The sequence below is a fragment of the Comamonas sp. genome, assembly GCF_009360615.1.
Classification (GTDB): domain Bacteria; phylum Pseudomonadota; class Gammaproteobacteria; order Burkholderiales; family Burkholderiaceae_C; genus Comamonas.
Genome location: NZ_SPEY01000042.1, coordinates 114,073 through 136,382 on the forward strand (window position 1 = coordinate 114,073; position 22,310 = coordinate 136,382).

9 protein-coding genes and 2 pseudogenes are annotated in these 22,310 nt (G+C 61.8%); 9 read left to right on the top strand and 2 right to left on the bottom strand.

Annotation, left to right across the window (positions count from 1 at the left end; translation table 11 throughout):
- Nucleotides 1-129: 129 nt before the first annotated feature.
- Nucleotides 130-1,020 carry a LysR family transcriptional regulator gene (locus tag E2583_RS13130; protein ID WP_291596402.1) on the bottom strand — a complete coding sequence of 297 codons (891 nt, stop codon included), beginning with the start codon at nucleotides 1,018-1,020 and terminating at the stop codon, nucleotides 130-132.
- A gap of 80 nt (nucleotides 1,021-1,100) precedes the next feature.
- Here E2583_RS13130 and E2583_RS13135 point away from each other — a divergent pair, with 80 nt between their 5' ends.
- The 3 genes from E2583_RS13135 to E2583_RS13145 are packed head-to-tail and all read left to right on the top strand — an operon-like array spanning nucleotide 1,101 to nucleotide 3,849.
- Nucleotides 1,101-2,480 (top strand): acyclic terpene utilization AtuA family protein, encoded by a 1,380-nt coding sequence (locus E2583_RS13135; protein WP_291596404.1) that lies wholly within the window; start codon nucleotides 1,101-1,103, stop codon nucleotides 2,478-2,480.
- Between the two features lie 3 nt (nucleotides 2,481-2,483).
- Entirely contained in the window at nucleotides 2,484-2,846 is a 363-nt protein-coding gene (locus E2583_RS13140) for a hypothetical protein (protein ID WP_291596406.1), read from the top strand.
- 31 nt (nucleotides 2,847-2,877) lie between these two features.
- Nucleotides 2,878-3,849, top strand: a complete 972-nt coding sequence (locus E2583_RS13145) for a tripartite tricarboxylate transporter substrate binding protein (protein WP_291596408.1) — start codon at nucleotides 2,878-2,880, stop codon at nucleotides 3,847-3,849.
- A gap of 139 nt (nucleotides 3,850-3,988) precedes the next feature.
- Here the strand turns inward: E2583_RS13145 and E2583_RS13150 are convergent.
- Nucleotides 3,989-4,144 (bottom strand): annotated as a pseudogene (locus E2583_RS13150) (transposase); the annotation flags it as partial.
- 249 nt (nucleotides 4,145-4,393) lie between these two features.
- Here E2583_RS13150 and E2583_RS13155 point away from each other — a divergent pair.
- The 6 genes and pseudogenes from E2583_RS13155 to E2583_RS13180 form a co-directional block, all read left to right on the top strand.
- Nucleotides 4,394-5,935, top strand: a complete 1,542-nt coding sequence (locus tag E2583_RS13155) for a TolC family protein (protein WP_291596410.1) — start codon at nucleotides 4,394-4,396, stop codon at nucleotides 5,933-5,935.
- Between the two features lie 17 nt (nucleotides 5,936-5,952).
- Nucleotides 5,953-6,735 carry an efflux RND transporter periplasmic adaptor subunit gene (locus E2583_RS13160; RefSeq protein ID WP_367158596.1) on the top strand — a complete coding sequence of 261 codons (783 nt, stop codon included), beginning with the start codon at nucleotides 5,953-5,955 and terminating at the stop codon, nucleotides 6,733-6,735.
- A gap of 209 nt (nucleotides 6,736-6,944) precedes the next feature.
- Nucleotides 6,945-18,119, top strand: a complete 11,175-nt coding sequence (locus tag E2583_RS13165) for an Ig-like domain-containing protein (RefSeq protein WP_291596414.1) — start codon at nucleotides 6,945-6,947, stop codon at nucleotides 18,117-18,119.
- Between the two features lie 36 nt (nucleotides 18,120-18,155).
- Entirely contained in the window at nucleotides 18,156-19,523 is a 1,368-nt protein-coding gene (locus tag E2583_RS13170) for an HlyD family efflux transporter periplasmic adaptor subunit (protein WP_291596416.1), read from the top strand.
- 5 nt (nucleotides 19,524-19,528) lie between these two features.
- Nucleotides 19,529-21,640 (top strand): site-2 protease family protein, encoded by a 2,112-nt coding sequence (locus tag E2583_RS13175; protein WP_291596418.1) that lies wholly within the window; start codon nucleotides 19,529-19,531, stop codon nucleotides 21,638-21,640.
- Between the two features lie 248 nt (nucleotides 21,641-21,888).
- Nucleotides 21,889-22,310: pseudogene (locus E2583_RS13180) on the top strand (recombinase RecA); the annotation flags it as partial.

Sequence of the window (22,310 nt, forward strand, 5' to 3'; positions counted from 1 at the left end):
CTCAGATCAGGCGGCACAGATATGCAGCGCTGCGCACGCTGCGGATGTGTCGGCGCAATTAGAGTCTCTCGTCCGGGCGGCGGGGTGTCTCGGGCGAGATATCCGCTTTGCAGAAAAGCCCTGTTCAAATCAGGCACTGGCAGGACGCATGTCCTGCATCAATTGATACAGCGCTTGAGCCGCCAATGAAAGGCTGCGCTCTCGCTTGCGAACCATGTAGATCTGGCGATCCATGTCCGGTATCGGCAGCTGACGCGTCACCAATCCGGGCTTGTTGAAGTGAAACAAGCTCAACGCGGGAGCTACGGTGATGCCTAATCCGGCCTGCACGAGCCCCATGGCCGTTGCCAGTTGCTCGACTTCAACGAAGGTCTGCATCGTTCGAGGAAATAACGCGGCATCCAGATACTGGCGAACGCTGCTGTGGCGTGCCAGGTGGATGAACGGCCACGGTGTCAGATCCTCCAGGGACAGCGCGGCTTTGTTCGCCAACGGATGAGCGCGAGGACACACCATATGGAAACTGTCACTGCAAAACGGCTCGGCTCTCAGGTCGGGGGTGTCCGCGCGTATGGCGGCCAGGGCAAAGTCCGCATCGCCATTGGCCACCGATGCAATGCATGGCTCGGACAGCACATCCAGCACACCCAGTTGAATCCCGGGATGACGGGCCGTATAGGCTTTCAGCACCGCAGGAAGCCAGCCAGCAGCAAGGGAGGGCAGCAGTGCAACGGATACATGCCCCTGAGTCAGTTGTGCTGTATCGCGCATCGCTTTCTCACAGGCGGCGAACTCTGCACAGAGGCGCTCTGCCGACTGCAGAAATCGTTCTCCTTCAGTGGTAAGCACCACGTGTCTGGTGCTGCGGTCGAAAAGCTTGAGGCCTACCGTTTGCTCCAATGAACGGATAAGTGCACTGAAAGCCGGTTGGGACAGGTGGCACATGCTGGCGGCCTGGGTGAAGTTCTTTTGCCTGGCCAATACCAAGAATGCCTGCACATCGCGCGACGACAGATTCATTTGAATTGCAGATTAATTTATCTTAATAATCGATTTCACAGCTTACAGGTGTTTTTCTATAGTGGGCAACAGGAGGTTTCATGACAAGAGCGCCAAACGAAAAAACGTCGTTGCTCATTGGATGCGCAGCAGGCTTTTCCGGTGATCGAACCGATGCGGCACAACCCATCGTGCAGGAGCTGGTTCGACAGAACAAGCCGGCCTTTCTGATCTTTGAGACGCTCGCAGAGCGGACGCTGGCATTGGCGCAACTCGCGCGCCGCCAGGATCCCGATGCAGGCTATGAGCCTCTCATGGTGGAGTTTCTCCAGCCGGTGCTCGCCGACTGCCTCGCACATGGGATTCGAATCGTCAGCAACTTCGGCGGGGCCAACCCGCAAGGCGCAGCTCGGGCCATCGCTGCATTGGCCGGTGAGCTTGGGACGCGTGTCCCCCGGATAGCGGTGGTTCATGGAGATGACCTGAGCGGTCACGAACATTGCCAGCTGCTCGAAACAGCTCTGGGCCAGGACATGCCAAACCAGCAACGGGTCAGCGCCAATGCCTATATCGGCGCACGCCCCATCGCCGAGGCGTTGCGGGCAGGTGCAGATATTGTTGTATGTGGTCGTGTCTCCGACCCTTCCTTGGTAGTGGGGCCTGCCATGGCCCACTTCGACTGGGCGTGGGATGACTGGGATCGTCTTGCCCGCGCCACGATGACCGGGCATCTGCTGGAATGTGGAACCCAGGTCTCCGGCGGCTACTTTGCAGACCCTGGATACAAAGATGTACCGGACATGGAGCGCCTGGGGTATCCCATTGCTGAAATCGACAGCACGGGCAACAGCACTATCTTCAAGCCAAGTCTTACCGGGGGCTGTATCACTGCGGCCACGGTCAAGGAGCAACTGCTCTACGAAATCCACGACCCTGCCTGCTACCTCACACCGGACGTTGTCGCCGACATCACTCAGGCTGAAGTGATTCCGGTCGGGCCGGACCGGGTTCGCCTGGAAGGGGTCATCGGTCACCCGCGGCCTGAGCAGCTCAAAGTCAATGTCTGCTTCGAGTCAGGGTGGTTTGCAGAAGGAGAGATCTCCTACGCAGGACCAAGAGCGGCAGAGCGCGCACGCTTGGCTGCGCGGACCATATCCAGGCGCCTGGCGGAGATTGCGCCTCTCCGGACCGATCTGATCGGCGTCACCAGTGTCTGGGGAAACGACAGCAGCGACTGGTTGACCGACGCCAGCACTTCCAATGCAGCCCGCGATGTCCGGCTTCGCATGGCCTGGCAGCACTCCGACCGTGCAGTTGCGGCGCGTCTGCCACGCGAAATAACCGCCTTGTATTGCTGCGGCCCGGCGGGAGGAGGGGGCGTTCGTACCCAGATGCGCCTGCGCCTGGGAATGGTGTCGTGCCTGGTGCCCCAGCAGCAGGTTAAGACGGGCTTCCGCTGGGCATCCCCGCATCAGGATTAGGCCATGAACTCAACCCTTACCGTTCCCCTGTACCGAGTTGCGCATGGGCGCACGGGTGACAAAGGCAACCGATCCAACATCAGCGTCATTGCATGGCATCCGGACCTGTGGCAAGTGGTGTGCGAACAAGTCACCGAACAAGTCGTGCTGCGTCTGTTTGCAGACCGCAAGCCAAGCCATGTCCGTCGATACCTGCTACCCAGACTGCACGCCATGAATCTGGTGCTCGACAACGTGCTGGATGGAGGAGTCAATGACTCGCTGAACCTGGACAGCCATGGCAAGACGCTGTGCTTCAGGATACTTGAAATGCCTGTCACGGTCCCGTGCCATCTCAAGTCGTTACTTGTCGGCCCGGCAACCTGAATTTTCTACAACAACCTACAGGAGACAAACCATGACATTTCATACGCGGCGCGGTGTTCTGGCGTTCAGCGCAAGCCTTGCGCTGAGCCCCTTTGCCCTTGCACAGGGCGAGTATCCAAACAAGCCCATCACCTTTGTCGTTCCATTTGCCGCCGGCAGTGCCACGGACCAGCTGGCACGCGCCTTGGGGCAAGCCGTTTCCGAGCAGTCCAAGCAGCCGGTCGTGGTGGAAAACAAAGGAGGGGCCAGTGGCATGCTTGCGGCTCAAGCAGTAGCCAAGGCCGCTCCTGATGGCTATACCGTTCTTATCACGACCAATACGACGCATGCCGCCAATGAGCATCTCTACAAAAAACTGTCGTATGACCCTGTCAAGGATTTCACAGCCATCACAGGCCTAGGCAAAGGCGGGCAGGTTCTGGTCGTTCCTGCGACATCACCCTATCAGTCCGTAGGCGAGCTGCTGAGCTACGCAAAAGCCAATCCTGGGAAACTGAGCTTTGGCAGTGGCAGCTCCTCAAGTCGAGTTGCCGGCGAAATGCTCAAACAACTCGCCGGCGTCGATATCCTTCATGTTCCCTACAAGAGCAACCCACTTGCCATCACGGACCTACTCGGAGGACAGATCAACCTGATGATTACCGACGTTTCGACCGGCGTTCCTCAAATCAAGGCCGGCAAACTGCGCGCGCTTGGCTACTCCACGCTGAAGCGCAGCTCACAGTTGCCTGAGGTTCCAACCATCGCTGAAGCTGGTGTCAAAGGCTACGACATGGGGTACTGGTTTGCTGCTTACGCGCCCGCCAATACACCAGCACCTGTCGCAGGCAGACTCAATCAGATGCTGGCCAAGGCGGTCAATAGTGCGGCGGCCAAGTCTTTCTTCGCTATGTCCGGCTCCGAAGCATGGAGCACGACGCCCTCAGAGTTGGTACAGTTTCAAGCTACCGAAACCATCAAATGGGGGCAGGTCATCAAGGCGGCAGGTATCACGCCTGAATGAATTTGCTCAGGGCTGCCAAGGCTGTAATGCAGTTGGCAGATGCCCTGGTTACCTGCAGGCCCGTGTGATGCTGGCGACGTCCCCCCGTTTTCAGTAGCACTGGGCTTTGGAGTCCGAGGTTAATTTAACGGCTTGTGCATCAGTCTTGGGCATAAGCTGCCGGGGTCAGTCCGCCGAGGGCCTTCTTCGGCCGCTCCTCGTTGTATTCCCGGTGCCAAGCCTCGACGAGCGCACGGGCACGTGCCAAGCTGGTGAGCCAATGTTCGTTCAGGCATTCCTCTCTGAAGCGGCCATTGTCAGTTCAGGTCGCCTCGGGTAGTCCCCTTGTATCTGTACCTTCCACAAGGGAAAAAGCAGGGCGTAGCAAGAGCGCAACTGCAGGACGAAATACCTGATTTCAGTGATTGCTGTCGTCATTTTTGCTAGGTAATATCGCTGACACATTTTTTGACAATTAAGACTTATGCATACTTTTTAAAGTTTTGCGCATCGGTTTGCCTGGGTCTTCTTGTCAAACCGTCTTTGCCATCACCTCCTTGCAGATATGAACGCCCTTGCTCACCGCCGGCCCGAGAATCATTTTCGTGGCCGTGTCCGGTTCACAGCCTTGCTAGGCTCGGCCATCTGGCTCACCGGCTGCGCCAATCTGACCGGCCAGGCACTTTCCACGGAAGAAATTCAGTTGCAGGTCCAGGCCGATCGACAAAGCCTCGGTAAAGACGTGGCTGCGCTGACCGGACCGGTAAGCCTTGAAGAGGCCATTGCGCGGGCCATCAAATACAACGCGGCCCAGCGCCTGCGCGGTATGGAAGAGGCTGTGGCCCAGGGCACGGCCAATGTTGCCAAGTTCGACATGCTGCCCAAGCTGGTGGCATCGGCTGGCTACCGCTACCGCGACAAGGACCTGATCAGCCGCAGCACGGACTCCGTCACGGGCGCGCCTTCCCTGGCGCACCCTTATATTTCGTCGGACCGTGAATCGACACTGAGCTCGCTGAGCTTCTCCTGGAGCCTGCTGGACTTCGGTCAAAGCTACTACGCCGCACGCCAGCATGCCGATCGCGCCCAGATCGCCGCCGAGCGTCGCCGCAAGGCCATACACACGCTGATCCAGGATGTACGCATCGCCTACTGGCGTGTGGCTGCAGCCCAGGCCCTGGAATCCTCGCTGCAGACCGCAGGCCAGGATGCAGACAAGGCCCTGGAAGACTCGCGCAAGGTCGAAGCGGAGAAACTGCGCTCCCCCATGGAGCCGCTGCGTTATCAACGCCAGTTGCTGGAGAATATCCGCCTGCTGGAGGCCATTCAGCAGGAGCTGTCCTCCTCGCGCATCGAACTGGCCTCCTTGATGGGCGTCTCGCCTGCCGAGCTGAACCAGCCACTGCGCGTGATCGAACCTGCGACCTCGAATGCCCAGCGCTGGCTGGAGCAGCCTGTGGACAAGCTGGAAGACCGGGCCCTGCTGCTCAACCCGGACCTGCGCGAGAGCCTGTACAACGCCCGTATCGCCAACGAAGAGACCAAGCGCGTCATGCTGCGCATGTTCCCCGGCCTTTCCTTCAACTACGGCGTCAACAAGAGCAGCGACAGCTATCTGATCAACGACCGCTGGCAGGATGCGGGCCTGCAGATCTCCTTCAATCTGCTGGGACTGCTGTCCCTGCCTGCACAGCGTCAGCTGGCCGACGCGGGTGTCCAGCTGGCCGATCAGCGTCGTCTGGCTACCCAGATGGCGGTATTGACACAGCTGCATGTGGCCCGTCTGCAATTTGCGAACGCCGTGCGCCAATATGAAAGAGCGCAGACCATTGCCTCCGTGGACCAGCGCCTGTCCGAGCATGTGAACAACCAGGTGCAGGCCGACAAGCTCAATGCGCTGGAGCGCGTCTCCCAGCAGACCAGCACCATTCTTTCCGTGCTGCGCCGCTACCAGGCCCAATCCAATATGCAGGCTGCCAGCTCCCGCCTGCAGGCGACTCTGGGCATGGAGCCCGTGATCGAGGGCTCGGACAGCATGCCCTTGCCCGAACTCACGCAGGCCGTGGGCAAATCGCTGCAAAGCTGGGACGCGGGCCAATTCCAATGAAGTCTTGCGTGTCTCCCTTGATTCTGGGCCTGGCATTGGGTTTGTCGCTCGCCGCTCTGGCCCAGACCGGCCCGGCAGCACAGAGTCTTGCCAGGACTCAGGCCTCCTTGCCCAGCGTGCTGGATCAGCGCGAGATCCGCGCCCAGCTCGCACCGCGCCGCTACACCACCTTGGCGGCCGAAATCGGCGCCAAGGTGCAGCGCCTGCCGGTGGTGGAGGGCGGGGCCTTTCGCCAGGGGCAGCTGCTGGTGCAGTTTGACTGCAGCCTGCCGCAAGCCCAGCTGAACAAGGCCCAGGCGGGCGTGGATGCCACCGAGAAGACCTGGAAGGCCAACCAGCGCCTGGCGGAGCTGAACTCCGTCGGCAAGGTGGAGCTGGATGTTTCTCAGGCCGAATGGAACAAGGCCAAGGCCGAAGTCGCCGCCAACCGAAGCCTGCTGAGCAAGTGCCAGATCACCGCGCCCTATGCCGGTCGTGTGGCCGAGCAGAAGATCCGCGAGCAGCAATATGCGCAGCCGGGTCAGGCACTGCTGGACATTCTGGACGACTCTGCACTGGAGCTGGAGTTTCTGGTGCCTTCGCGCTGGCTCAGCTGGCTGCATTCGGGCTCGGAATTCCAGGTGCGTATTGACGAGACCGGCAAAACCTATCCCGCCAAGGTGCAGCGCCTGGCCGCGCGCGTCGACCCGGTGAGCCAGTCCGTGAAGGTCAATGCGGCCATACACGGAAAGTTTGGCGAACTGATCGCCGGCATGAGCGGGCAGGTGCTGCTGGCACCGCCCTCGACCGGTAAGCCCTAGGTATTCAAATACAAGAGCATGTTGCGCATGCCATTAAAAGGTTTCAGATCATTTTTATGCTGAAGTCTATATATGGAAGGCGCAACATGCTCATATTTTTATAGTCAGGTAGTCAGAGACCGACCGCTCCCAGGAAAAGGGCAAGCCGGCGGTCTGAACCTGCAAGGCAGGCAAGCGCCATGCCACCTTCATCCCGGAAGGACACTTTGATGACCCGCAAATCTCGCCCATTCTGGAACCGTCTGACACAGGCCATGAAGGCGCAGGCAGTGAAGACCGATGCCCCCCAGCGCCTGCAGCCGGCCTCTGCCGTACGCCCGCTGGCATTGGAGCAGCGCTTTATGTTTGACGGTGCTGCTGCGGTGGATGTGGCGCATGCCGCCACCGACGCTGCAGCGGCGGAGCACGCGGTGGATGCGGCCGGCGCACTGCGGCATGCACTGACCGCAGAAGCGCAGAGAAGCACCGAGGCTTCGCCGTCCTCCGTCCAGCGCCAGGAGGTGGTGTTTGTGGACAGCCAGGTGTCCAACATCGGTGAATTGCTGGCAGGACTTGCCAGCAACGCCGAAGTGGTGATTCTGGACGCCAGCAAAGACGGCCTGCAGCAGATGGCCGACTACCTGCAGGGGCGCAGCGGGCTGGACGCTATTCACCTGCTGTCCCACGGCGCAGACGGCACGGTGCAGATGGGCAATGTCTGGCTCAGCAGCGGCAACCTGGCCGAGCACAGCACTGCCTTGCAGAGCATTGGCGCGGCGCTGAAGGCCGATGGCGATCTGTTGCTGTACGGCTGCGATGTGGGCCAGGGCGACAAGGGCCAGTACTTCCTGGACCAACTGGCGGCCATCACCGGCGCCGATGTGGCGGCATCGGCAGACGATACCGGCGCTGCGGCTCTGGGCGGCAACTGGACGCTCGAGCGCAGCAGTGGTGCCATCGAGACCAGCGCCTTGAGCGTCGGTGGGTACGACAGCCTGATGGCTTCGATCTTTACCGGCGGCGCGGTGGCCAGCGCGCCTGTGCTGGGTACCACCACCAACCAGATGAAGTACGTGGTCGGCGACTTTAACAGCGATGGGCGTGCCGACATCCTCTACCAGGCTGCAGGTGCTGGTGGTGCCTGGAGCTTTGCGCAGAGCAATTCAGACGGCACCTTCACCATCTTCAGCCAGGCCAACTCGATGTTCGCCGGCCTGACCCTTACCGACGCCGCCACTGGCGGTGCCAACTTCCACGCCGGGGACTTCAACGGCGATGGTCGCATCGATCTACTGGCTGCTCCCGTCAGTGGTCCGACCATGAAGCTCTACCTCAACACCGGCTCGGGCTTCACCAGTCAGGACGTCAGTGGTCCGAGCTTCGGCGTGCGTACGCTAGTGGGTGATTTCAACGGCGACGGTGCCCTCGACGTCCTCTACCAGACTGGCGGCACCGGCTCGTCCTGGGCACTGGCGGTGAACAGCGGCAGCGCCACGCCAAGCTTTACCACCCTGACCAGTGCCAGCGGCGCCGCCTGGCCGTTCGCCGGTATCACCTTGCCCGACTTCAACGCCTACAACTACAAGGCCGCCGACGTCGATGGCGATGGCTACACCGACCTGATCCATGTCGCGTCGGGCATGCAGATGCGCTATTTCCGCAACAACAACGGCGTCTTCGTCGATATGACCGCCACCGCGGCCCTGCCGACCGTGTCCGTGACCCGGGCGATCGTCGCCGACTTCGATGGCGACGGCGACGCCGATATCCTTTACCAGACCGGCAACAACGGTACGGTCTTCCGTTACGTGCGCAACGACAACGGCACCTTCGTCGACGTGGACCAGGCCAGTTCGCCGTTCGCCAACGTGACCCTGCCGGACATGAACGCCCAGCAGTTCCGTGTCGGCGACTTCGACGGCGACGGCGATCTCGACCTGATCTCCACCTCGTCCACGGCAGCCAGCACCGCCATCTTCTACCAAAGCGGCAGCCTGCCGAAGCTGGTCAGCTCCAGCCCGGCGGACGACAGCCTGACCGTCACCCCGAATGCCAATATCACCCTGACCTTCGACCAGTCGGTGGCCAAGGGCACGGGCAACATCTATATCGTGCGTACCAGCGACAACGCGATCATCCAGACCATCGCCGTGGGCAGCGGTGCGGTCACCGGCTCCGGCACCACCTGGACCATCGACCCGCCAGCGGACATGGTGGCGGGCGTGGCCTACGCCGTACGCATCGACAACAAGGCGTTCGCCAACGCCAACGGCCAGGTGTACAAGGGCATCCAGAACAATACCGCGCTGAACTTCACCGTGACCGCGGTGGCGGCGCCGGTGATCGGCAACCTCAACGGCGACCTTGTCAGCTACCGCGAGGACGCCGCCTACGTGCTGCTCGACCAGAACGGCGACGCCACCATCAGCGACGCCGACTCGGCCAACTTCAACGGCGGCAAGCTGACGGTGCAGATCGCCAGTGGCGGCACCAGCGCCGAAGACGTGCTGTTCATTCGCGACCAGGGTGCCGGGGCCAACCAGATCGTGCTGTCCGGCGCCTCGATCCTGTACAACGGCCTGGTGATCGGTACCTTCACCGGCGGCAGCAACGGCAATCCGCTGGTGATCACCCTTACCAGCAACGCCACGGCGACCACCGTCGCTGCGCTGGTGCAGAACCTGGCCTACCGCAATTCCAATACCATCGAGCCGTCGGCGGCCACGCGCAGCGTCTCGATCAGCATGGACGACGGTGCCGGCGGCAGCAGCACGGTGTCGACGGTCACCCTCGACGTCCTTTCGGTCAACGATGCCCCGGTGGTCAATGTCAGCGGCACCAACCCCACCTACACCGAGAACGGTTCGGCGGTGCAGCTGTTCAGCGGCGCGACGATCAATACCGTCGAGACCGGGCAGAGCGTGATCCAGATGAGCTTCACCGTCACCAACGTCGCCAACGGTGCGGCAGAGAAACTGGTGATCGACGGCAGCGACGTGAACCTGGTCAACGGCACCAACGTGGTGACCGCGATCAACGGCACGACGGTCTCGGTCTCGGTGGTCAGCGGTACCGCAACCATCACCCTGACCCACAGCGGCCTGTCCAGCTCGGCAGCGCAAGCCATCCTCAACGCCATGGCCTACCGCAACGACAGCGAAAGCCCGAACACCGCCAACCGGGTGGTGAGCGTGGACTCCGTGCGCGACAACGGTGGCACGTCCAACAGCGGGCTCAACACCGCCGCGGTAGGCATCCTCAGCACCGTGACCGTGGTCGCGGTCAACGACGCGCCGACGCTCAGTGGCGGCCCGTACACCTTCCCGAACACCAACGAAGACACCACGACGCCCGGCGTGCTGATCTCGACCCTGCTGGCCAGCACCTCCTATGTCGATCCCGACGTCAGCGCGCTGCGCGGTATCGCCGTTTACGTCACCACCGGTCGCGGCACCTGGCAGTACTCCACCGACAACAGCAACTGGACCGACTTCGGCAGCGTGGCGCCGACCAGCGCGCTGTTGCTCAGCTCCACGACCTATGTGCGCTATATCCCCGACGGTGCCAACAACGAGACCGTCGCCATGGGGTTCCGCGCTTGGGACCAGACCTCCGGCAGCGCTTCCGCCAATGGCAGCCGCGGCCTGGCCGATACCTCCGGCAACGGCGGCACCAGTGCCTTCTCCACCGGCACCGCCCAGGCCAACCTGACGGTCACCGCCGTCAACGATGCGCCGTTGGTGAACCCGGTGTCGCCGAGCCTGTCGCCGCTGACCGATACCTCCACCACCAACGCCGGTGACCTGGTCAGCTCGCTGACCGGCGGCATCACCGATGTCGATACGGGCGCCGTGAAGGGCATCGCCATCACCGGCCTGACCGCCACCTATGGCAAGTGGCAGTTCACCACCAATGGCGGCACCACCTGGACCGATGTCGGTATCGTCTCCAACACGGCGGCGTTGATCCTGCGTCCGACGGACCGGGTCCGCTTCGTCCCGGACGGCATCCATGGCGAAACGGCGACCATCACCTACAAGGCCTGGGACCAGACCAACGGCACCGCCGGCTTCCAGGGTGCCAAGATCAATACCAGCACCTCCGGCGGCACCTCGGCCTATTCCACGGCGACCGATACCGCCTCGGTCACCGTGACTGCGGTCAACGACCGCCCGGTGCTGACCCCGAGCGGCGGCAGCGTGGTCTGGACCGAAGGCAACAACGTGGCCTCCACCCCGGTAGTGGTGGACTCCAACCTGACCCTGTCCGACCCGGATGGCCCGAACCCGGGCAGCGCCACCGTGCGCTTCTCCAGCTACAACAGTGCCCAGGACGTACTGGCGCTGGTCACCGACCCGGCGACCATGGGCAATATCCAGGCAAGCTGGGATTCCAGCACCGGCATCCTGACCCTGACTTCAGCCGGCAACCAGGCCACCCTGGCGCAATTCCAGGCGGCCCTGCGCGCGGTGACCTACAACAACGGCTCGGAAAGCCCGACCACCAGCAACCGTGTCGTGCAGTTCCAGGTGACCGACGGTGATGGCTTGGCCTCGGTGACGGTCTCGCGCAGCGTGACCATCACCGCCGTGGACGACGCCCCGATCATCAGTTTCCCTGCCACCATCCAGGTGACCGAGGACGTGCCCACTGCGATCACCGGCATCAGCGTCAGCGATGTCGATTCGCTCAACGCCACGGTCACCCTGACCGTGACCAGCGGCACCCTCAGTGCGGTGAGCGCCGGCGGCGTGCTGGTCAGTGGTACGTCGACCACGCTGATCCTTGATGGCAGCATCGCCAACATCAACACCTTCATCGCCAACAACCGGCTGACCTTCACCACGGCTGCCAACGCCACTGCGCCTGTGATCCTCGCAATGAGAGCCAACACGGGCAGTGTCAGCGACTACACCAACCAGCTTTCCCTGGTGGTCACCGAGGTAAACGACGCACCGGTGGCCACCGTGCCGCCATCCATCACCGTGACCGAGGATGTTGCCAGCGTTATCAGCGGTATCAGCTTCACCGACGTCGATGCCGGCACCAATACCGTCACCGCGACCTTCTCGGTACCGACTGGCACCCTGACGGCCACCAGCGGCCTGGGTGTGACCGTCGTCGGTTCCGGAACGGGTGAACTGACCCTGTCGGGCAGCCTGGCCGATATCAACTTCTTCCTTGCGGCCAACAGCCTTACCTTCAAGACCGCCCAGGACGCCACCGCCAGCGTGATCCTGACGGTGAAGATCGACGACAACGGCAACACCGGCGGCCCCGCGCTGAGCGACACCAGGGCCGTGACCCTCAATGTCGCCGCCGTCAACGACACGCCGGTCAACAGCGTGCCGGGCGCGCAAACCGCGCAGCAGGGCGTTGCCCTGGCCTTCAACAACGCCAATGGCAATGCCATTTCCATCAGTGACGTGGATGCCAACGGTGGCCTGCTCACAGTGACCCTGACGGCCAACAACGGCCTGCTGACCCTGGGCAGCCTTAGCGGTATCACCCTGGTCACCGGGACCGGTGTGAACAACATCAGCATGAGCTTCGAAGGCACCCTGGCCAATATCAACGCCGCGCTGCAGAGCCTGAGCTTCCGCTCGGCGAGCAATTTCCTCGGTGCTGCCAGCCTGACCATCGAGACCAACGACAACGGCAATTCCGGCAGCGGCGGGGCCAAGCTTGATATCGACACTGTCGCGATCGACGTGGTCCCGTTGAATCCGAAGGTGACCAGCGTGTCCGCACAGGGCCCCGACCGTGCGGTGAAGGTCGGCGACGAAGTGCTGATCAACGTGTCCTGGGACCAGGCCGTCACCGTCAGCGGCGGTACCCCGAGCCTGTTGCTGGAGACCGGGCTGGTCGATCGCAACGCGGTGTACGTCAGCGGTTCGGGCAGCAACACCCTGGTGTTCAAGTACACCGTGCAGGCCGGCGATATCAGCGCCGACCTGGACTTCCAGAGCACCACGGCGCTGCAGCTCAATGGCGCGTTCATCACCAACGCCACCAGCGACTTGGCGGTCCTGACCCTGCCGACCGTGGGCGGCGCCGATTCCCTCGGCGGACGCAGCGCTATCGTGGTCGATGGCGTGGTGCCGGTGGTCGGCAGCGTCCAGGCACCGACCGACGGCACCTACATCATTGGCCAGAACCTCGATTTCACGGTCAACTTCAGCGAGAACGTGGTGGTCGATACCACCGGGGGCGTGCCGCGCATCGTCGTGACCCTGGATACCGGTGGCACCGTGTATGCCGAGTACGTCTCCGGCTCCGGCGGCAGCGCCCTTGTGTTCCGCCTGACCGCCGCCAGCGGCCAGTTGGACAGCAATGGCGTGACCCTGGGCAGCACGCTGCAGCTCAATGGCGGCAGCATCCGCGACACGGCCGGCAACGACACCGTGGTGACCCTCAACGCTGTGGCCAGTACTGCCAACGTCAACGTCGACGGCGTGGTGCCGACCGTGACCAGCGTCACCACGCCGCTCGCTGGCAACTACAAGGCCGGCGACGTGCTGACCTTCACCGTCAACGCCAGCGAAGCGCTGCAGACCGGCGTACTGCCGCCACGCCTGGTGCTGGATGTGGGCGGGGTGACTCGCTATGCCACTTATGTCTCCGGCAGCGGCGGTTCGGCACTGATGTTCCAGTACATCGTGCAGGCCGGCGACAACGACGCCAACGGTATCGTGGTCAACAGCCTCGACCTGCGTGGCGAGCAACTGACCGACATGGCGGGCAATGACTTGAATCTGAATCTCAATGGCGTGGGCAGCACCGCTGGAGTCGCGGTGGACACCCAGCGCCCGACAGCCACCATCGTGGTGTCCGAAACGGCGCTGGCAGTGGGCGAAGCCAGCACGGTCACCATCACCTTCAGCGAGGCGGTGACCGATTTCAACCTGGCAGACCTGAGCGCGTCCAACGGCACCCTGAGCAACCTGAGCACCAGCGACAACATCACCTGGACCGCGACCCTGACCCCGACCAATGGTGTCACCCACAGCGGCGATGTCGTCACCCTGAACAACTCCGGGGTCAACGACCTGGCGGGCAACGCCGGTGCCGGCACCACCAACTCCAACACCTACTCGGTCGACACCCAGCGGCCGACCGCGACCATCGTGTTCGCCAACCCGAACATGGGCATCGGCCAGACGTCGCAGGTGACCATCACCTTCAGCGAAGCGGTGAGCGACTTTACCAACGATGACCTGACGGTGAGCAACGGCACCCTGAGCGCGGTAAGCAGCAGCGACGGCGGTGTCACCTGGACCGCCACCTTCACCCCGACGGCGGGTATCAGCAGCGCCATTAACCACGTCATTCTCGACAACACGGGTGTGCTCGACGGGGCGGGCAACGCCGGCAGCGGAACCACCACGTCCAGCAACTATGCCATCGATGGCGTGCGGCCCACCGCCACCGTGGCCATCGACAAGAGTTCGCTGATCATCGGCCAGACCGCGCAGGTGACCATCACCTTCAGCGAGGCGGTGACCGGCTTCTCCAACAGTGACCTGACGGTGTCGGGCGGTACCCTGAGCGCGGTGACCAGCAGCGATGGCGGCGTCACCTGGACCGCGATCTTCACCCCGGATGCCAACACCAACAGCGCGACCAATGTCGTCAGCCTGGACAACACCGGCTACACCGACACGGCCGGCAACGCCGGTACCGGCACCAGCGTGTCGAACAACTACGCCATCGACACCCAGCGCCCAACGGCCACCATCGTCATGTCGGACCCGACCCTGCGCGCCGGCGAGACCTCGCAGGTGACCATCACCTTCAGCGAAGCGGTGACTGGTTTTACCCTGGGCGATCTGAACGCCGGCCACGGCACCCTGAGCAACCTGAGCAGCAGCGACGGCGGCATCACCTGGACCGCGATCTTCACCCCGGATGCCAACACCAACAGCGCGACCAATGTCGTCAGCCTGGCCAATACCGGTGTGGCCGACATCGCCGGCAACAGCGGTGCCGGTACCACCAGCTCGGCGAACTTCACCATCGACACCGTGCGGCCCACCGCGGTCATCGTGATGTCCAACCCGGCGCTGAAGATCGGCGACACCTCGCAGGTGACCATCACCTTCAGCCAGGCGGTGAGCGGTTTCACCAACGCCGACCTGACGGTAGTGGGCGGTACCCTGAGCGCGGTGAGCAGCGCCGACGGGGGTATCACCTGGACAGCGACCTTCACCCCGGCCGGCAACATCAGCAACGCGGCCAACCACATCACCCTGGACAACAGTGGTGTCAACGCGGCCTCGTCGGGCAACGCCGGCACCGGCCTCACCACGTCCAACAACTACGTGATCGATACCCAGCGGCCGACGGCGACCATTGTGGTGGCGGACAACCAACTGGGCATTGGCCGCACTTCGCAGGTGACCATTACCTTCAGCGAGGCGGTGACCGGTTTCAGCCTGGCCGACCTGACGGCCAGCAACGGTACGCTGAGCAACCTGACCACCAGCGACAACATCACCTGGACTGCCACCCTGACGCCGGTGTTGGGCGTGAACGCCGGCAACAACCGTATCAGCCTGGCCAATACCGGCGTGACAGACATTGCCGGTAACGCGGGTTCAGGCACCACCGACTCGAATGCCTATGCAGTGGACAGCATCCGTCCCACAGCGACCATCGTTATAAGCGACCCAACGTTGTCGGCTGGCGAAAGCACCACCGTGACCATCACCTTCAGCGAGGCGGTGACCGGTCTCGACAACACCGACCTGAGCGTGCCCAACGGCACGCTCGGCACGCTCAGTTCCAGCGATGGCGGGATCACCTGGACGGCGACCTACACCCCGAATGCCAACGTTCGTGACACCAGCAACGTGATCGCCCTGAACAATACCGGCTATACCGACCTGGCCGGCAACGCCGGCGTCGGCGTGACCAACTCGGCGAACTTCACCATCGACACGGTGCGCCCAACGGCGACCATCGTGGTGAGAAATCCGACGTTGAATGTCGGTGCCACCTCGCAGGTGACCATCACTTTCAGCGAGGCGGTTACGGGGTTCACCAATGCCGACCTGACGGTGGAGAATGGCACCCTCAGCGCCGTGAGCAGCAACGACGGTGGCGTCACCTGGAGCGCGACCTTCACGCCAAGCGTGAACATTACCGACACCAGCAACGTCATCACGCTGAGCAACAGCGGCGTGGAGAACGCCGCCGGTAACGCCGGTGCCGGTACGACGACGTCCAACAACTACGCGATCGATACGCAGCGGCCAACGGCGACCATCACCGTGGCCAATCCCAACCTGAGCGTCGGCCAGACCACCACGGTGACCATTGCCTTCAATGAAGTGGTCACGGGCTTCAGCCTGGCCGACCTCAGCGTCGCCAACGGCGTGCTGTCCAACCTGGCCAGCAGCGACGGCGGCAAGACCTGGACCGCGACCCTGACGCCCACCGTGGCGATTACCGATCCGACTAACCTGATCGTGCTCGACACCGCGCTGGTTTTCGACAATGCGGGCAACGTCGGGGCCGGTATTGCGATTTCCAACAACTACGCGATCGACACCCTGCGACCGACGGCCACCATTGTGGTGGCGGACACGGCGCTGGCAGTGGGCGAGACCAGCACGGTCACCATCACCTTTAGCGAAGCCGTGAACGACTTCACCAATGCCGATCTGAGCGTCAGCGGCGGCACCTTGAGTGCGGTCAGCAGCAGCGATGGCGGCGTCACCTGGACGGCTACCTTCACGCCCACGGCCAACGTGGAAAGCACGGTCAACCGGATCACGCTGAACAACGCCGGAGTGACAGACAAGGCTGGCAATGCGGGAGCGGGCACCACCGACTCGAACAACTACGCCATCGACACCCAGCGCCCGGCGGCCACCATTGTGGTGGCGGATACGGCGCTGACGGTGGGTGAGGGCAGCACTGTCACCATCACCTTCAGCGAAGCGGTTAGTGGACTGACCACCGCTGACTTCACCGTGGCCAACGGCACATTGAGCAACCTTGTCAGCAGCGACGGCGGCACCACCTGGACGGCGACCCTGACGCCAACGGTCGGCATCACCGACACCAGCAACTTCATCACGCTGGACAACAGCAGCTATGTGGATGCAGCGGGCAACACGGGCAGCGGCACGACGGATTCGAATAACTACGCCATCGACACCCAGCGCCCGACAGCCACCATCGTGGTGGCCGACAGTGCGCTGAAGGTGGGTGAGACTTCGCTGGTGACCATCACCTTTAGTGAAGCCGTGACGGGGCTTGAACTGTCCGACTTCATCGTCGAGCATGGAGCTCTGAGCAACCTGATGTCCAGCGATGGCGGCGTGACCTGGACAGCGAGCCTGACGCCCGCGGCCGGCATCACCCAGGCCAGCAATATGATCACGCTGAACAACAGCGCTTATGTGGATGCGGCCGGAAATAGCGGAACGGGCAATACGGCATCCAATGGCTATGCCATCGATACCCAGGACCCGGTTGCACTGGAAATTGCTCTCGATCAAGCCACGCTGGTGGATGGGCGACAAGTCTCTCCAACAGGCTTGGCCATCATCTCCGGTCTGGAAGAGGGAGGAAGCTGGCAGTATTCCCTGGACAATGGCGCTTCCTGGATTGAAGGCCGCGGCAACGCGGTGCAGCTAGCTGCTCTGGGGGCATTCAATCTCTGGGTCCAGCAAAAGGACGCGGCAGGCAATGCATCTCCGGTGACCTCACTCAACGGAATTGTTGAACCCTTGGTCCCTCCGGCAGTGCAGCCTCCGGGACTGCCGGCCATGAATGATCTGCCTGCAGGGCCTGGCCTCGCACCATTCCAAGCTTCAGAGGTGTCAGAGCCGAATGCAGATTTTCTGCAGTCCACCTCGACGGCGCTCAACATGTCGTCTCAGCGCGGAGGGATGCATGGTTCTGAGCATTGGTCCGGATACGGAGTTCCGCAGTCAATTGCAGGCGTCAATGACTGGGTGTGGGCGTCGCTTTTCGCGCCGGCAGAATCCAATCACTCTGGATTTGATCCAGCAACTGAGCAGTTCTCCGTTTCGACGGGAGCCAGCATTCTGGACCTGAAGCCCGTACTCCTGGCATCGGATAGTCCGTGGGATATCGAGTCACTCCGGTTCAGCTTCGCCGACCGGCAGGAGTTGCCCGGATGGGTTCGCCTGGATCGTCAAAGCGGCCAGCTGACCATTCATGCTCCCAAGGATCTCAGCACAACACTTGTCCTGCAGATCAAGGTCAGCGATGGAAAAGGCCACGAGTCGGTGCGGACTGTCAAAGTGGTCATCGGCGAGGCAAGGGCCACGTCCAGTGCACCCGCAGGGAGGGCTGGGCTGAGTGAGAAGATGGCAAATGCAGCGAATCAGCAGGCGGGGAAAAGGATGTCCATGTATGTCCATGGCTAAAGGATTGATGGGTGCTGCCCATGAGGCGGTTGTGCGATGAATGCAGCCGTTTCTCCTCAGAACGCAAACCCGGCAATGCTGCTGCTCGAGCTTGGGCATCGAGCCAGGGCCGCGCGCAGCAGCGCCGAACTGCGTTTTTTGCTGGTCAACGACAGCCGTTTGCTCGTGCCTTACCGTCAAGCATGTTTGTGGCTGGATAAGGACGGTGTGACGGCGCTGTCCGGCGTGGTCGAGACCGACAGGAACACTCCTTATGCGCAGTGGCTGCACGGGGTTGGCCAGTTTCTCCAGGCGCAGCCATCCGTTCAGGTTCGGCGCATTGAGCCGGCTCAGCTTCCTCCCGAGCTGGCCAGTTCCTGGAACGAATGGCTGGGCGCTTATGCGGTATGGGTGCCTCTTGTGCAGGATGCCCAGACACCTGTTTGTTGCGGCGGGCTGTTGCTTTCAGGGCCGCAGCCTATTGAAGAGCAGCGTTTTCCGCTGCTCGCAGAATGGTGTCATATCTGGTTCCATGCGTACTCTGCACTGCAGGCAGGCCAATCCAGGTTCTGGCGAAAGCCTGCGGCGCTATCAATAACTGCAGCCAGGAGCTGGTGGCAGAGAAAGCCTGTCTGGATCATTGGCGGGCTTATTGCGATTGGTGCTGTCCCTGTGCATATGAGCGTTCTTGCTCCGGGTGAACTGGTAGCAGCCCAGCCTGTGGTGTTGAGAGCACCTTTGGATGGCGTCATCGATCAGATTCATGTCCAGCCCAATCAAGTGGTCCGTAAAGGTGAACGCTTGTTTGGACTGGATGAGGCGCAGATCAGCAGCCGATTGGAAGTTGCCCAGCAAGCCTTGCTGACCGCCGAAGCCGAGTACCGGCAATCCGCCCAGCTGGCTCTGGGCGATGCTCGCTCCAAGGCGCAACTGGCCGTGCTCGTCGGTCGTATAGGCGAGAAGCGCGCCGAAGTGCAATACCTGAGCGGTCAGCGTGAGCGCAGCCGGGTGCTGGCGCCTGAAGATGGAATGGTCTTGTTTGACTCCCCCATGGAGTGGCTCGGCAAGCCTGTGCAGACGGGCGAACGCGTGATGCGCATTGCCCGGCCCGATGAGGTGGAAATCGAAGCCTGGATTCCCATCGGCGATGCCATTCCATTGGTACAAGCGTCGACAGTCAAGCTGTATCTGGCAGCCAATCCCATGGCCGGGCTCGAGGGTCAGCTCCGGTACATGGCATACGACGCCAGTGCCAGGCCGGATGGCAGTTATGCCTACCGGGTGCGAGCCACCATGTCGCCCAACAGGGAGGGCGCTCGCATTGGCCTCAAAGGTACGGCCAAACTGCAGGGCGATTGGGTGCCCCTGGTCTATTGGGTTTTGCGCAAACCCTGGGCCGTCCTGCGGCAATTCCTCGCCTGGTAGTCGGCATGAGCACCGCCTGGGCTGCATTGCGCGAAGAGCTGGATTTAATTGCGGGTCCTGTGCTGCCCGACGGCCAGCCCAGCTGGACCCTGCATGATCCTGTGCGAAATCTGTTTTTCCAGCTGGACTGGGCCAGCTTTGAGGTCTTCAAGCGCTGGCATTTCGGTGCCGTTGACGCGATTGTGCGAGATGTGAATGCTCAAACGACATTGACGCTGCATCAGGAGGACGTGAATGCGCTTTTCCAGTTTGCGCAGCGCAATGATCTGCTGGAGCCACTTCCCAATAGTGCGGGCGCGCTGGCCGAGCGTTGGCAGTCCAGGCGTTCAAGCTGGATGCAATGGCTTTTGCATAACTACCTCTTTTTTCGGGTCCCTCTGATCAAACCCGATCGCTGGCTGAAACGATGGGCGCCGCGACTGGACTTTCTTTTCAGCCGAGCTTTCGGCTGGATTACCTTGCTGGCTCTGTGCGCTGGACTTTGGGGCGTTTCCCGCGCGTGGGGTGTGTTTACTGCGACCTTGGTTGATTCGCTGACCTGGCAAGGCCTGGCGGCCTACGGCTTGACTCTGGGGTTTGTCAAGGTATTGCATGAGCTGGGGCACGGCTTGACTGCCAAGCGATTCGGATGCCGCGTTCCCACCATGGGCGTCGCCTTTCTGGTGCTGTGGCCGGTGGCATACACAGATACCAATGAGGTCTGGAAGTTGACACGGCGTGACCAGCGCCTCAAGGTGGCGGGCGCTGGAATCGCAACGGAGCTGATCATTGCCGCATGGGCCTTGCTGGCCTGGGTCTGGTTGCCGGAGGGGGTACCCCAATCCATGGCCTTCTTGCTGGCCACCACGACATGGGTCAGCACCCTGGCCATCAATGCAAGCCCGTTCATGCGCTTTGATGGGTATTTTCTGCTGTCCGATTTTCTGCAAATGCCCAATTTGCACTCACGTGCCTTTGCCTTGGCACGCTGGGATATGAGGGAGAGATTATTCAAGCTCGGAGAACCTCCGCCCGAGTTTTTCTCCGATATCCAACGCCGCGGACTGATCCTGTTTGCCTGGGCTACCTGGATGTATCGACTGGTTCTTTTCTTGGGTATTGCGGCCTTGGTCTACCACTTCTTCATCAAGGCGCTGGGTATTTTGCTGTTTCTGGTGGAAATCGTGTGGTTCATTGCCAAGCCTGTCTGGTCAGAGATTTCAGCGTGGTCTTCACGCTGGCCTCAAATCGTGCGTAGTCAAAGAGCTCGCTGGAGCGCAATCGGTGCCTTTGTCCTTGTTGCGCTGTGCTGGCTTCCGATGCCCGCCCCGATTCGCACGGAGGGCATGTTGCAATCCAGTGATATATGGCCTTTGCATGCGCTTGACGCATCGCAGCTGCAACAGCAAATACTGGGTAACGCACATGCAGTCGAGTCGGATGCGCCTGTCTTTGTGCTGGATTCCCCGACGCTCAAAGCTGCTCAGGCTCAGAACGATGCTCAGAGAATCCAGTATTCACAGCAAATAGCTGCGGCCGGCTTCGACTCGGAGCTGCGCCGAGATTGGCAGGTTCTGCAGGAGCGCCAGTTGCAGGCGGCCACTCAACAGCAGGCGGTGAAAACCGAAGCCAGTCGCTACCGGCTGAACGCCTCGGGCGCCGGAGTGCTGCGAGATGTGGATCCTGATCTGCGGTCAGGAGACTGGCTCGCCCGCAACGAACTGCTGGGCAGAATCGTGGGCCGTGATCGCTTGGAGGTTCTTGCCTATGTGCAGGAAGAAGATGTGCAGCGCATCAGCATCGGCGACAGCGCAATTTTCATCGCCGACGCTGGTGTGGGGCCGGTGCTGGACCTGAGGGTGCGCAGCGTCGATCAGGACGCGAGCCGTACGCTCTCCGAGGCTGCGCTATCTTCGGCAGCTGGCGGCATGATTCAGGTCCGAAGCTTGCAGTCCACCCTGTACCCAGAGCGCCCTGTCTACAGAGTGGTACTGGATGTGGTGACTCCGCTGGGGGCAGACACCGATTTTCAACACCGCTGGCGTGGCAAAGTCGCCATTCGCGGTCGTTGGGAAGCCGCTGCAGCGCAGTTTGTGAAAACTGCGACAAGTGTCTTCTGGCGAGAGGCCGGCTTTTAGCTGGGTGAATCCTAGCAGCGCCATTTTTGAGCTTGCAAAAACCCACAAGCTTGACGTTCAAATGCAGCAACGTAGAGCCAGCCAGGAAACAGCCGAGCCATACGTCGATTGAACTACTTCATGTGCCGCTTGAACGTAGCTCAGCAGGTCATGTTGGCTCGATCGGTGAGAGTGAGGAGGGCGTCTACCCCCCGCAGCCTTGCACAGGTGTCGGACACGGGTTTGGACTCGCTTGGCCAACTCATGGCTTGAGCGAGTTGCTGCTGCCCCAGGCCGCGCTGTGTGAGTGGCGGTTGCTCGGGCCAGCCTTGCCGGAGTTGCTGGCGGACAAGGGTAGTCGGGTCTATCTGGTTGCTCCTCCGAAGACTCCACTCGCAATGGGCCTTGCTCAGCTCGGCCTTGCTCCAGAGCAACTTGTCTGGATTGATGCCAAGGGGCCGGCTGAACGGCTGTGGGCTGCAGAGCAACTCATTAAATCTGAGCCAGACGGTGCTGTGATTGCCTGGCTTCCTCAAGCACGGCAGGACCAGATCCGCCGTCTGCTGGTTCACGCGCATGCATGCGATGCACCAGTGTTGTTGTTTGCGATGATGGCGCGTGCGCAGCATGGTGTCCTTTTGCCGTGCCTACTTAGGCACGGCGGGAGGGGTGTTATTGGATGGTGTATTCA